At 39.6% G+C, this 13,793-nt stretch carries 12 protein-coding genes; 3 read left to right on the top strand and 9 right to left on the bottom strand.

What is annotated here, in order from left to right; translation table 11 throughout:
- Window positions 1–131: 131 nt before the first annotated feature.
- The 7 genes from LU361_RS16960 to arsH all read right to left on the bottom strand — a co-directional run bounded on the left by LU361_RS16960 (window position 132) and on the right by arsH (window position 7,154).
- Window positions 132–536, bottom strand: coding sequence for a zinc-ribbon domain containing protein (locus LU361_RS16960; protein ID WP_233090140.1), 405 nt, complete (start codon window positions 534–536; stop codon window positions 132–134).
- 487 nt (window positions 537–1,023) lie between these two features.
- Window positions 1,024–1,479 carry a DUF3592 domain-containing protein gene (locus tag LU361_RS16955; protein WP_233090139.1) on the bottom strand — a complete coding sequence of 152 codons (456 nt, stop codon included), beginning with the start codon at window positions 1,477–1,479 and terminating at the stop codon, window positions 1,024–1,026.
- A gap of 229 nt (window positions 1,480–1,708) precedes the next feature.
- Complete coding sequence (locus LU361_RS16950; protein ID WP_233090137.1) at window positions 1,709–2,125, bottom strand: VOC family protein; 417 nt, start codon at window positions 2,123–2,125, stop codon at window positions 1,709–1,711.
- 313 nt (window positions 2,126–2,438) lie between these two features.
- On the bottom strand, window positions 2,439–3,383 hold the full coding sequence (locus LU361_RS16945) for a lipase family protein (protein WP_233090135.1): 945 nt from the start codon (window positions 3,381–3,383) through the stop codon (window positions 2,439–2,441).
- Window positions 3,384–3,559: 176 nt separating this feature from the next.
- Window positions 3,560–5,113: an SNIPE associated domain-containing protein gene (locus LU361_RS16940; protein ID WP_233090133.1), complete on the bottom strand. Its 1,554-nt coding sequence runs from the start codon at window positions 5,111–5,113 to the stop codon at window positions 3,560–3,562.
- 58 nt (window positions 5,114–5,171) lie between these two features.
- Window positions 5,172–5,747, bottom strand: a complete 576-nt coding sequence (locus LU361_RS16935; RefSeq protein WP_233090131.1) for a DUF2726 domain-containing protein — start codon at window positions 5,745–5,747, stop codon at window positions 5,172–5,174.
- A gap of 687 nt (window positions 5,748–6,434) precedes the next feature.
- Entirely contained in the window at window positions 6,435–7,154 is a 720-nt protein-coding gene (gene arsH / locus LU361_RS16930; RefSeq protein ID WP_233090130.1) for an arsenical resistance protein ArsH, read from the bottom strand.
- Window positions 7,155–7,663: 509 nt separating this feature from the next.
- On the opposite strand from arsH, the gene LU361_RS16925 reads away from it, so the two are divergent.
- Window positions 7,664–8,293 (top strand): ATP-binding cassette domain-containing protein, encoded by a 630-nt coding sequence (locus LU361_RS16925; protein WP_233090128.1) that lies wholly within the window; start codon window positions 7,664–7,666, stop codon window positions 8,291–8,293.
- A 15-nt stretch (window positions 8,294–8,308) separates the two neighbouring features.
- On the opposite strand, the gene LU361_RS16920 is transcribed toward LU361_RS16925, so the two are convergent.
- A complete protein-coding gene (locus tag LU361_RS16920; RefSeq protein WP_233090126.1) occupies window positions 8,309–8,875 on the bottom strand; it encodes a mechanosensitive ion channel family protein in 567 nt (188 codons plus the stop codon).
- A 514-nt stretch (window positions 8,876–9,389) separates the two neighbouring features.
- Here LU361_RS16920 and LU361_RS16915 point away from each other — a divergent pair.
- Both LU361_RS16915 and xthA read left to right on the top strand, forming a co-directional pair.
- Complete coding sequence (locus tag LU361_RS16915; RefSeq protein WP_233090125.1) at window positions 9,390–11,498, top strand: carboxy terminal-processing peptidase; 2,109 nt, start codon at window positions 9,390–9,392, stop codon at window positions 11,496–11,498.
- A complete protein-coding gene (xthA, locus tag LU361_RS16910; RefSeq protein WP_233090123.1) occupies window positions 11,495–12,307 on the top strand; it encodes an exodeoxyribonuclease III in 813 nt (270 codons plus the stop codon). The genes LU361_RS16915 and xthA overlap by 4 nt, the downstream gene beginning before the upstream one ends.
- 171 nt (window positions 12,308–12,478) lie before the next feature.
- On the opposite strand, the gene LU361_RS16905 is transcribed toward xthA, so the two are convergent.
- Complete coding sequence (locus tag LU361_RS16905) at window positions 12,479–13,636, bottom strand: DegT/DnrJ/EryC1/StrS family aminotransferase (protein WP_233090122.1); 1,158 nt, start codon at window positions 13,634–13,636, stop codon at window positions 12,479–12,481.
- Between the last annotated feature and the right edge of the window lie 157 nt (window positions 13,637–13,793).

Raw genomic sequence — 13,793 nt, 5'->3', positions numbered from 1 at the left:
ATCTAAGGGGAGAAATATCGAAATTTTTGATTATAACTCTATGAATAAAATCAAAACTATTTCGAGATCTGATATGACAAGGGTAAAATTCAGTGTAAGCATGGACAGTCAACTTTTCATATAGTAACCCTCTAGCTCAAACCTAGTGCTTTTTCTATAAACTTTACTCTATTAGAGTTACTCTTTTTCCAACAAGTTGGATACTTCTTAAGAAGCCTAAGCCATTTAAGCAAAAATTCTCGATCTTTAAGGGACTGCTCTTTATTATTACAATAGTATTTCTCCATCTTTTGCAACTCGCTTTTAATAGCCACCATTTCAGTGTGACATTTATTACACAAGAACCGTTGTTGCCACATATATTTCTTTTTTATTTCATAAGCGTATTTTTGATCTTCTGCGGTGAAAATTTCGCTTTTTGCACATCTCTTACACTGATAATGAATATCTCGATAAAACTCTCCAAGGAACTCGAAACCAACAGATCTCTTAGAACTGTCAGAATAAGCTTCTTTGTTTAGTGGAATCTGTTTCATCAATTACTTTCCTAGAACTTCAACCAATTAAATATACGGGCTTAATATAATAGATCATAGGCTTGTTAGCTGCTATAACATTGCTTAATTGAGCGTTTAATCTGATTTTCGTCTTCGTAACTTAAGTTATAAAGGCACCAAATTAGAAACCTTGTAACGATTAGCTTCTGCTGTTCTGTGCAACGATATTTAAAATTTAAATGGGTAATATTCGGGCTTCTCGATCGCCCTGATTCTGCGATAGCATTTATAGTGCCTGCACATACCAAGTTACCATCTCTATTACCGTTGCGTACGCACCATACCATATAAGAAGGCAAGTACTTGATTGGTTCGAAATCGGTTATCTCCCACATAGGATCAGCGTGAGATTCAATGAACTCATCATTAATTTGATTTTCTTCGTTAATTCCAAATATTTCAATAATTTCTAAATACACACGATTTACTTCTGCGACTAGATAAATACTTATTATATATAACCCGCTCAAAAGAGACTTAGAATCTCTACGATACGAGCCAAACCAAAAAACACAAGAGTTATAACAGCCACACTCAAATATTGCCCCCAATGCACGCCGGGAATAATCACTGAGATATTCGGGCTCTTAGGATTATAGTACACGTTAAATTTACTACCCGACGGATACATAGGTATATATTTTTCCGCATGGTATCTAGTTACGCCAAAAGTACCCATAAATGTGAAAGTTGCACCCTGGTAAACCGCATCATTTACGAAATATTGATACTTAATAATAGGAGAATAAAAAGTTAGTCCATTTCCATCGTTTTTTTCCAAAATTTCAGAAGAACTCACTGAGGCAACTGTTGTTGGCCAATTAACACTTGCTCTGCCTTGGAAAAATTTTCTGGCGGATAAAGCAACAATACAGAACCATACAAATAGCATTAATAATTTGAACAGCACCCCCAACTCCATCTTCAATCCTTATACTTGTTTTTCAGGCACGGTGGAATATGTCTCACCGCACTTGGTTAATCTGAAAAATACAGCTACATAAATTAAGTACACAACTATACAGTTTTTACAAACTGTTCTTTGAATTCAATAAAGTTACTATTAATATCATCAAGAAGCTGTACTTCAAAATTCTACAATCTTCAATATGTGAAAGCGTCAAAATAGAGGAATTGAGTATCTAGTGTATTTATCTTTTTACCATTGGGTGGTCAGGGTTTAACTGCAACAAATCCCATCGGTTTCCATACAGATCTTCGAAAACCGCAACCATACCGTAATCTTGCTTGGATGGCTCACGAATAAATTTAACACCAACGGAATTCATGTACTCGTAATCTCGCCAAAAATCATCAGTATTGAGAAATAAGAACACACGCCCACCGGCTTGGTTACCAACAAAATCAACCTGCTCAGGCTTTGAAGCTTTCGCAAGCAAAAGCGTTGCTCCATGAGAATTTGGTGGTGCAACAACAACCCAGCGCTTATCTTGCTCAGGTTGATACGTGTCTTCAATCAGTTCGAACCGCAATTTATTTACGTAAAAATCAATTGCTTCATCGTAATCTTTTACGACCAATGTGATGTGAATGATGTTTTGTTTCATAGCTCTTCCGTAGATCGAGGTCTTTGGGCGATAATTTACCATGAAACTGTCGGGTTTGAGTGCTTGAATTGATTACCGATTGAAAGTGGTGAAGAAGAACAAATGCAAGGGCTTTAGAATTGATAATAAACCATCGTTGGAACCATCAAAGACTTTACAACACTCTCACTTAAGCCAACCTTACAAACACTCGATAATCCGTTAATTTTACTTCAAAGGCCTGCTTTGGTTTCCTTTACCCACATTGTGTTACCTTAAGAACTATTAGAAGAATTTATCTAGAGCGAGGTAGCTATAACATAATATTAGGCTGCTAGTCAGACTTATTTCTGGCTTGCGCCACTATCAACAACTTTTTTCTATAAACGCTTATCGAATGATCTGCTAACATTTTTTTCCACGGAAGCTTTTTAATAATAAGAGCTTTTGCTCTATGGAACCAACTCACAGAATACAGTAATTTAACATTTTGGTAGTCGCTATTTGCACAATTAGTGAGATACCTCATATTTCCACCGTGAATATATCCATTAAATCTATCCAAAACCCATGACCTAAGTTGCTTACCAATATTCGGTATTAAACTTAAAAGCCATCCAAATACAGTTATTAGCTCTGAACTAGGTGGTAACATGGTTACGCAATCGGCAGCATTAACCAACCTATATAAAGGGGTTTTAATATCTGAAATCCAAATTTCATCGCCGACTCTAGGAGAACCAAACGTGTAACAAGCCGCAATTCCAGCTTTATGATTAATTTTCTTGGCAGCGATGGTCGCTAAAGCGCCCCCTAAACTGTGCCCAGTAATAAATAATGGCTTTTTTCTCAAAGCCTGTGAATCAAGTGCAATCTCTATATCAAAAGCTACCTTTTGATAAGCCTCTTCGAACCCACTATGAATTTTTCCACCACTGGCATCTTTCTTGGAAATTGCTTTCGCATCGGATTTTATATCTTTAATACTGTTAGATTCTGTTCCTCTAAAAGCCAGAATCACATGCTTATCGTTTTCCACTAATATTGCTTGCGTACCTTCACTATCAAAAGTTTGAAATAATTTAAAGTCTAATTGCTTCAACTCAAACTCAAGAGACTTTCTTTCTTCAACATGATCATACGAGAAAGTACTTAACAAACCCTGTAATTTTGATAAAGCGGAAGATCCTACATCAAGCTCAGAAATTTTTTGTATAACTTCATTCGTATTCACACCTTTGAATAATGGATTAAAACGAACATAGGCTAATTCAGACATACAAGCCATCACCCAGGCAGATCTGTCACTGTATGCTTGTCTGTATGAAGGTAGGTCTTTTGATAGGAGCAATTCGACTTCCTTTTGTTCTTCTTTAGACTTTATTAAAATATTTGACATTTAAACCTCAGTTTCTAAAGGGAAAAAATATACATCTCTAAAACAACAGTCTGAAATTAAGCCACAGCCTCCTTTTGTTGTTCCTTCTCTATAGCCAAGCTTTCTCTGTACTCAGCTGCTTCCGCCTTTAAAGTCCAATGAACCTTTTCTGTATCTGTTTTTTCTACTGCTTGTTTGATCTCTGAAAGAGTTGTTTTGAAAAACTCCTTGCGTGGATTAACTTTATTTACGGACTGATGGTAAAATTTATGGTGTAACAGTTTTTCTAACTCGGGAGCATTTTCACTGTAAATCATTGCATGCACATCAAATGAAAATGGTACTGAAGCATCACCTAATTCTTTAACACGGTCCATCGGTTCCAATCTCCTAGTCATACCAATTTTGAATATTTTCTCACCAAAACTTCCCACATTACTAATTACATATACGTGACCCCGACGTGTTTGCTGTGCCATAGATAAAGCCCTTTGGCCTTTTTCCTCGGCTTCATGTAATTTAGTTTCCAGCTCGATTAATTGTGCTTCATATTTTTCTTTCTGTTCATCAGATGCTTTTACAAGCTCTGCACGCGCTTTTTCAAGAGCTTTCTGAATCAAACGCTCCTCTTTTTCAGCGTCTTTACGCGCTTTTTCCATCTCGCGAATTGCACGCTCCTCTTCACGAATTCGAGCTTTAATTTCAGACTGTTCTTGCCTTTCGATATTTTTTAACTCAATTACTCTTACCGCCCATTCGAGCTCAACCAACCTTAAATCTAGGAATTCTTGGTTAATTCTTGCATTCCGAAACGGTTTGCCATTGTGATTTACTAGGGCATAAGCATCGATTATTTCTTGTTTTATTTTTCCATAGTTGTCGTGCTTGACCTTAGACAGCGCACTATCTACCTTGCCATTGAATGCATCAACAGCAAAATGTATAGCTTGAGTTTTTCTGTGCGCTTCCACGTAATCACAATCTCCAGCATGCCCATCTTTAACGATCATTCGCATACGCTTTCGACAAGCCTTCAACTTCTCGCCAGCTTCTTTGTGGCTGTATTCGTCTGCAAGATCATCTAATACTGAGTGATTCGGAATGATGTAGTCATCTTTATAGCCTTCTATAGTATTGCGCATTGCTCTAATCGCATTTTCATACAAATCTGCTTTCTCTTTTGCTTCGTAAGCATCACCTGCAATTTCCTTAGCTTTCTTTTCAGCAAATGAAATTACTTTAGCAGCCTCTTTTCGTGCTTCCATCTTCATGGTTTCAGCCTTCTCTTTTAAAGCATTGACCTTCAAGAGTGCTTCAGATTTTACGCTTTTAGCTTTCAATACTATATCATCAGCCTCAAGCTCTGCTTTCGCTATAATTTTTTCGGCTTCATCCTTCAATGATTCGGAACGCTCTTGGGCCTCATCCTCAACTTCTTTACAATACTTTTCTAAATCGATAATTGAGCTGTACTTTTCCTTAATTTCATTTAGCTCAGATAACTTTTCATTTAACTGCTCCTTCATATGAATATGTTGCTTTTTTAGTTTTTTATTTTTTCTTTTATATATTACAAATAAAACCCACGGTAAAAATATGATCACCAATGAAATTAATACAGAAACTTCCATTTAACTTTTCCTTCTAACAACACATTCAAAAACATTTAGAGAAAAACCAAAAACATCATCATACAGAGACTTTCCCATAACAATATGTACTTTCTATACCTGCTTCTTCATATAACTTTTTAGCTATGATTTTTGGATCATAAAATTTCTCAGTATTAAGCCTGATTAGAGGATGGTGACCTTTTAAAGCTTCATTTACGTATAGATCACGCTTCTGCGCTTTCTCCGAATTGTGAGAAGAATCATCAAGCTCGATCACGGCCAATATTTTTGTAGCTTTGTCCGTAACAACAAAATCAACTCTTTTAGCCCATGATCTACAGTTATTTTTAGACTCAACAGGCACTACAACTGATATCAAAGGCACTTGACAGTGGACAATATATTTATTGTTTAATACTTTTTGCAACGCAAAATATAGTTTTTTCTCATTCTCAGTTGCGAGAAACATTTTCTTCTCGTGCACAACGGCAGCAGGAGTTTTTTCAATTACTGGATCTTCACTCACTGACTTTTCATTTGCTGAAAGCTTAACTTTTATGGAATTCAATTCTTCCTGATTTTTTCTCTTTGTAAGGACCAAGAAAATACACCCAGCAGCAACAATAACACCAAACAGTATATAAAATTCCACTATCCTCTCACCTTTTTTAACGAGTCACTATCACAATCAACCACCAAAGTTTTGGAAAACAACCTACAACAAACGCAGTCGAAACCTAGTTACCACCATTAAAATGGCCTGTAATTTACACGATCATTCTGCGCCTCAATCCGTCACACCAACTCAGCAAACTTCATAAATCACATTAAAGCTTCTACACCTGGCACAAAAATCATTTTTCCACTCTAACTTGGGAAAATAAACACAATAAAATACAGTATTTTTTCTGGTTACATGGCAACGCTTAGACATTCATCATTTTCTATGTTTTAGAAACATTAATCATTTCAATTTTATTAACAGCTGACTAAATTATCAGGTTTGTAAAATCTAAGAAATTAAACTCTAGCTTGAGTAAACGTTAGCACTTATAACTTTTCGGCAGGTAAATTCTTATTATTTTAACTTTAAAAGTAATATCATCATCTTTTGCTTGAACAAAAAATTCGGTGACAAAATTCAGCATTTATTAACACTGATTTAAATACGTAATTTTTACTCTATCAAACCAAAATAAGTATCACTTATAAATACCTCTCGCTATTTTTAAACTAAAAAACACAGGCATAAAAAAAGCCCCAATAAATGCAACTAAACATTCGTTAAGGCTTTTTGTTTTTATAAAAGATAAAATAAAAGCGGAATTAACCAGAAAAATTAACTGGCTCGCGACGCTCCTACTCTTTTTGAAGATTCTTCTGCGGACTCTTTACGTTCAGAATATCGGTCAACTAAATAATCTTTGTTGTCACGCAATACTAAGGTGAATTTAATCAGCTCTTCCATCACGTCAACTACACGGTCGTAAAAAGACGAGGGTTTCATATTGTCTTCGTCGTCAAATTCTAACCAGGCTTTAGCAATTGAGGATTGGTTGGGAATGGTGAATAAACGCATCCAACGCCCTAGAATGCGCATTTGGTTTAACGCATTGAATGATTGCGAACCGCCGCTCACTTGCATTAAGGCTAAGGTTTTACCTTGTGTTGGTCGAACGCTACCTAAGGCGAGAGGAATCCAATCAATTTGGGCTTTCATAACGCTGGTCATTGATCCGTGACGCTCTGGGCTGCACCACACCATGCCTTCAGACCAAGTCACTAGCTCGCGCAGTTCTTGTACTTTTGGGTGACTGTCGTCGACGTCGTCGGGTAATGGCAATCCGTTTGGGTGATAAATTTTGACTTCTGCATCCAGCTCTTCAAGAATTTTTGCAGATTCGGCTACGGCCAATCGGCTGAATGAGCGATCGCGCAATGATCCGTATAACAGCAAAATTCTGGGTTTATGAATGCTTCTATCGGTTACGAAAAGCTTGTCTTGTTCGATTGATTTGAAGCTTTTTTCTTCAATATTCGGGAGATTAGACTGATCCATTCAAATTACTCTTGGCCGCCATTAAGGGGTTTGCTTGCACCTAAATGTTACATTAAAACATTCTGTTTGCCATATGTGAAGATTCGAATGTGACTGAGTTTGAATAATGATACTTAATCAAAATTAGCGAATACTGTTCTTGTTATTTTGAACGTTAATTAAAAATAAAATTAGGCCGATAATTGCATAGAAATACGTACATTGTCGGTAAGCATCGATTGTTGTTAAGGGTGGCTGGTTGTTAAGAATGGATATTACGTCACAGCAGTTCACTGCTCTTATTTCGCTAACGCTAAAAATAAGAAGGATGAATTTAAATGGAATTTTCTGAGCTACGCAGAATCAATGCCAAATTGGAAATTTATACGGTCTTGAGCTACAAACCTATAAACATCAATGATTAATCATTAAATTTTTGAATGTATTAGTGTTAACAGGTCCAGACTCGCGTAATACACTGAATTGCAAAATTTTGGTGTTCACAAGCCAACACAGAATGACTGTTAGAGATGAATAAGAATACGCTGGAACTCAACAATATAGAGATTAAATTAGGCAATCAGCCACTCATTTATTTTAACGAGGAAATAAAAGCAGGCGAAGTGATGACGGTAATGGGGCCGTCGGGCTCGGGTAAATCAACGCTGTTGGCGTACATTGCAGGTTTTTTACCGGAAGAGTTTTCAGCACACGGACAAGTGATTTTAAATCGATTAGATATCACTCGATTACCGCCAGAAAAACGTAACATTGGTTTGTTGTTTCAAGACCCGTTGTTGTATCCGCATTTATCGGTCGAAGGCAATTTATTATTCGCGCTGGATAAAAATAAAAAAAATCGCAAAGGCAAAGTGAATGCAATTTTAGAATCTGTGGGTTTAGGCGGTTTTAACAAACGCGATCCAGCGACGTTATCGGGCGGCCAGCAATCGAGAATCGCACTGGCCCGCTTATTACTTTCTGAACCAAAAGCTGTGTTGTTGGATGAGCCTTTTTCAAAACTCGACAGCCAACTGCGGGCAGAAATTCGGGCGCTCGTCTTTGAGAAAATACAAACCGCAAAATTACCTTGTGTTTTAGTAACTCACGATATAGAAGACGCGAACGCCGCCAAAGGTCCTTGCATTCATTTCGCCTAATAACTTAGCGGTGATTTAATCAGTGGTTTTGGCATCGGGCCGGGTGTCTTGCTGATCGGCGGGTTCTTTTTGTTTACTTGTTTCTTGCGTGGCTCGGTTGCGATAGATTTTTACGGTTTTTTGAAACACCAAGGTATTTGGGTAAGTGACAAGGTTGCCGTCGTTGGTATCTAAAATCACGTGAAACAAAGAAATCTCGTGCACTTCGCCTTCAACGGAATCATCGCCGTCGTAAACTTTAATGTAATCGCCCACGCGATACGGAAAAAAGAAAAAGACAATTACGCTGGCCGTAACGTTACTCAAAATTGACCACTGCGCAAATAATGCCACGCCAATTACAGCAATCACCGACCCCAAAAATATACTGACGTCGCTGTAGCCAAGGCCAATAATCAGTCCCAAACAAATGAACAACAATACGGTTACGACAAATTGTAAAACCGCATTGACGTACTTTATACGTTTATTTTCAATACGCTTTTGTAGGCCAATACGTTCAACCAACACGTGAAGATTTTTTCTTAGAATCCAATAAACAACAATAATTGCCAAACCAAGAAGAAATTCATTCCAAAACATTGCCTAATACCTATTTATACCGTGGTTATCTATCCATTCATAATCAACACACTATCACACTCATTCGTGTAAATATGGGCTTTTGGTCATTGAATATACAATCAATAACGATTAATTCTCAGTTGATTCTAACGCCACTTCAATGGTCCGTTGTGTGCCGTTGAAGGCAGATGCGGCTCGGTTCAACTACACTAAAAACCACTTATCCGCTATTTGCTCCGGTTTTCTGAATTGATAGAAATGCGCTTTGTAACGCCCAGTTTGAGGTTAGGTTGAGCATTTGACGGCTGAGTCAGGGATTCTTGCCTAAGAAAAAGCAAATTATGGAACGACTATCGCTAATCCGTGGTCTTTTATAATCATTATTACCACATTCATTAGCTGAGTATTTAAACGGTTTTGGTGAAAGGCGGTTGACACCAGCTAGCAACAATGAGTAGTTTGAGCTTATCTAACTTAAGGGTATAGGTTCTTAAGATTATTGGTTCGCAAGAACAGGACAGGTTATTTTAATATGCATCGAATCTTCAAAGCGGCAGCGTTCGTTTTAATCAGTGTCCCAACATCAATTTCTTGGGCCAAAACAGATCAAATAGAAATCTCTAAAGCGCAATCACGAACCCTTTTTGAGATTGTCGACACGCTTTCCAACAAGCATTATCGCACCCAGCCGGTGAACGATGAGCTGTCGATGAACTACTACGATAACCTGCTCGATAATCTTGACCCTTCCAGAGCGTTCTTTCTTGCCTCAGACATCAAACAGTTCTCAAAATACGAAACCAAAATTGATGATCACCTCAAGCGCGGCAACATTACTCCTGGCTACGAAATATACAACACCTACCGTGACCGCGTAACGGACCGACTGAATAAGCTGGTCGCCATCTTAGAAAACCCAGAAACTCAGTTCGATTTTGGTAAAGACGAAGCCATTGAGTTGGATCGCGATGAAAACACGCCTTGGTTGAAAAACAAGAAAGAAGCCGATGAATACTGGCGCAAACGCTTAAAGTCTTCCACGCTGAACTTGGTTCTTGCCGGTAAAACAGAAGAAGAAGCCAAAGAAACCCTCGTTCGCCGATTTTCCAATCAACTCAAGCGCATCAATCAGCAAAATCAAGAAGATGTGTTTGAAACCCTAGTGAACTCACTGGCTGAGCTTTACGACCCACACACCAGCTACTTCTCACCGCGCACCGAAGAAAACTTCAACATTAATATGTCGCTTTCGTTGGAAGGTATTGGTGCGGTATTGCAAAACGAAGACGAGTTCACAAAAGTGGTTCGCATTGTCACTGCAGGCCCGGCCGATAAGCAAGGTGAACTGAAAGCCGCCGATAAGATTATTGCTGTTGGCCAAGGTAAAAGTGGCGAGCTGGTTGATGTAATCGGCTGGCGCTTAGACGAAGTTGTCGACTTGATTCGCGGCCCGAAAGGTTCAACTGTTCGCTTGCAAGTGATTCCCTCGGAAGCCTCCACCGAGAGCGACACCAAAACCATTACCATTAAGCGTAATAAGGTTAAATTGGAAGAACAAGGCGCCAAAAAAGCCATTCTTGATGTGAAAGATAAAGACGGCAGCGCCTACCGATTTGGCATCATCGATATTCCTGCGTTCTACCTGGATTTTGAAGGCTATCGTCGCAGAGAACCGGATTACAAAAGCACCACCAACGACGTGCGTCGGTTATTGAAAGAGCTAGAAGCAGAAAATGTTGACGGCATCATTCTTGATTTGCGCAACAACGGCGGCGGTTCACTCACAGAAGCTACGGCATTAACCGATTTGTTTATCGACGTTGGTCCAGTGGTTCAAATTCGTGAAACCAGCCAAGAGATTTCTCGCCGCAATCGCAGCCGTCGCAAGGCAACCTATCGCGGCCCACTTGTGGTAATGATCAACCGTTTGAGCGCCAGTGCTTCTGAAATTTTTGCCGGTGCCATTCAAGACTACAACCGCGGCTTGATTGTCGGTACACAATCGTTTGGTAAAGGCACGGTACAAACTCTGACTCGCGTTCACGAAGGTCAGCTAAAGATTACCGAATCTAAGTTCTATCGCGTTTCTGGTGACAGCACACAGCACCGTGGTGTGATTCCAGACATTATGTTGCCGCAGGTGATTGACCCAGACGAAGTTGGTGAGAGCACCTATGAAACCGCATTAGAGTGGGACCAAATTCACCCAGTGCGCCACGATAAGTACATCAATTTCTCTCAGTTGCTGCCCATTTTGAAAGAGCAACACAACTCTAGAATCGATCAAGATCCAGATCTTAACTTTATTGCCGATTCTTACGATTTGGCTCAGGAAAACCGAGACCAAAAAGAGTTGTCGTTGAACATCAAACAACGCAAGCAAGAGAAGAAAGATCGAGAAAACACATTGCTAGAGCTGGAAAACAAACGCCGTGTGGCCAAAGGCGAAGAGCCGTTTAAAACCTTTGACGATCTAAAAGACCACGATTCCAAAGAAAATGAAGAAGCTGTTGCCAGCGTTGAAATTAATACCGATGACGCTCTGCTAAAAGAGAGCGGGCAAATTCTTGCCGATTTCATTACACTACGAAGCCGAAACAAAACAGCAGCAACCGATAATTTTGGAAACGGTTTTCAATGAAAGTAGTATCATTCAACGTTAATAGCTTAAGAATTCGATTACATCAGCTAGAAGCCATTATAAATACCCACCAGCCCGAGTTTATCGGGCTGCAAGAAACAAAAGTACAAGACAAAGATTTTCCGCTTGAGGCCATTAAAGAGCTAGGTTATCACGCGATTTTTCACGGCCAAAAAACTCACTACGGCGTTGCCTTACTGTCAAAGTCTGAGCCTGTGTCTTTTCAGAAAGGCTTTGCCAGTGATACCGACGAATCTCAGCGCCGGTTAGTGCTTGGAACTTACAACGTTAACGGCCAAGAAATTGTGGTCGCTAACGGTTATTTTCCGCAGGGCGAAAGCCAAGACCACCCCACCAAATACCCAAACAAACGCGACTTTTATAAAAACCTAACCGACTTATTGGCTCAGGAATACAAACCCGAGCAAAAAGTGATTGTTATGGGTGATTTGAATATTTCTCCGGAAGATTCTGACATCGGTATTGGCGACGATAATCGCAAGCGTTGGTTACGCACTAAAAAGTGCAGCTTTTTACCCGAAGAACGTGAATGGTTAGAAACACTTAAAAGCTGGGGCTTGACCGATACCTTCAGACATTTAAACCCCGATGAGAATCAAATCTTCAGCTGGTTTGATTACCGCTCAAAAGGCTTTGAGAGAGAGCCTAAACGCGGCCTGCGTATTGACCATATTCTAGTGACGGACTCGCTCCTAGAAGCCTGTACCGACACAGGTGTGGATTACGATGTTCGTGGCATGGAGAAACCGTCTGATCACTGCCCGGTTTGGTCTGAGTTTAAGCTGTAATTGCTGACGTCTCTTTAAACTTTTTATTTTAAAAGTTTTCAAAAACCTCTGATTGAGTTTTACGACTTGATCAGAGGTTTTTTTATTCAACTGCATTTTTCCAAATGCACTATTTTTTAGTACGCATTTTTTTCAGAAAGCTGCGCCAGAACCTATAAATTAACACCCGATTTATATAAACGCTCGTGTTGGTGCAGCTTGTTTATTGTTATTTTGTTTATTGTTGGCCACCTCAATCACGGCGTTTACAACGGTCGTAATTTGCGCGTCGGTTAAAAATGGATGAAACGGTAAACCCACCAAAGACTCGCCCAAGTAATCACTGATCGATAACTCGCCGTATTTTAATGACAAATTACGTAAATAACTGGCAAACGCCTTGTGACGATGCAACGGCGGACAATACCATTGCCGTACACCAATGCCCTGCTCCGTTAAACGTTTTACACAAGCGCTGGCTTTATTCGGTACAGAAACAACAAATAACGTCGGTGAAATTGCGGTTTTGCCCTCTTGAAATACCACGGTATTGTCGCTTTGAGAAAACCCAGCCACGTATTTATTGCGCAATTTAATGCGTTTCAGCATAGTGGATTTAAAACGTCTGATTTGGCACAAACCAACGGCCGCGTGATATTCGCTGAGTTTGGCGTTAATGCCCGAGGTATGAATGGTACCTTGGGAAAAACCGAAATTAGTCACTTCACGGCAGCAATCCAAAAAGGCGTTGTTAACAGAGACGATGCCCCCGCCTTCACCAATACCCAAACATTTTGTTGCATGAAAACTGTAGGTAACATCAACGCCTTCCATTGCCACTTGCCCAGGAAACGCACCGGCCGCATCGATAAGCACTTTGCATTGGTGTTTGTGAGCAAATTGCTGCCAAGGTTTTTCGGGAATTTTAACGCCGTAAGCAGATACGGGAATCACGACGTCGGCGTCGCATTTTTTTATTACGCTTTCAGCAATGTCTGGTGTTAACACCCAGGAATTTGGATCGACATCAGTAAATACCGGAATTAAACCGCAGCGAATAACCGCCGTTGCGGTTGCCGGAAAGGTCAGCGACGGCAATAATACTTTGGATCCAGGGCGCAAGCGATACGCGCTTAACGCCACTTCTAACGCCGAAGTACCTGAAGACGTGGACACCATGCCAGAGGCTAGCGCGCCAGAATTTTCCGCTTCTAGTAATTCAACAATTTCACGCTCGAACTGTTTCGACAACGGACCGTAGTTGGAATACCACTTATTTTGATCAATTTGATGCAACCAAGGAATAATATCATCGGTTGTGGGTAAATCTGGAATCATCAAAGGGATCATAATTACCACCATCATAGCTTATTAGAGTAAACGCGTTTATAAAGCCTACGCGCAAGTACCGCTTTCGTTCTGTCGTTTTGCATCGGCAGAAACGGAAAAAACTTTAATGACTGGGCAACGGATTGTTTTTTATAAGAATCTTGTTTATAAGAGTCCT

It is taken from the genome of Sessilibacter corallicola (genome assembly GCF_021290925.1).
GTDB classification, from domain to species: domain Bacteria; phylum Pseudomonadota; class Gammaproteobacteria; order Pseudomonadales; family Cellvibrionaceae; genus Sessilibacter; species Sessilibacter corallicola.
The sequence above is the reverse complement of the archived record's forward strand: the minus strand, read 5'-3'. Positions and strand labels throughout refer to the sequence as shown.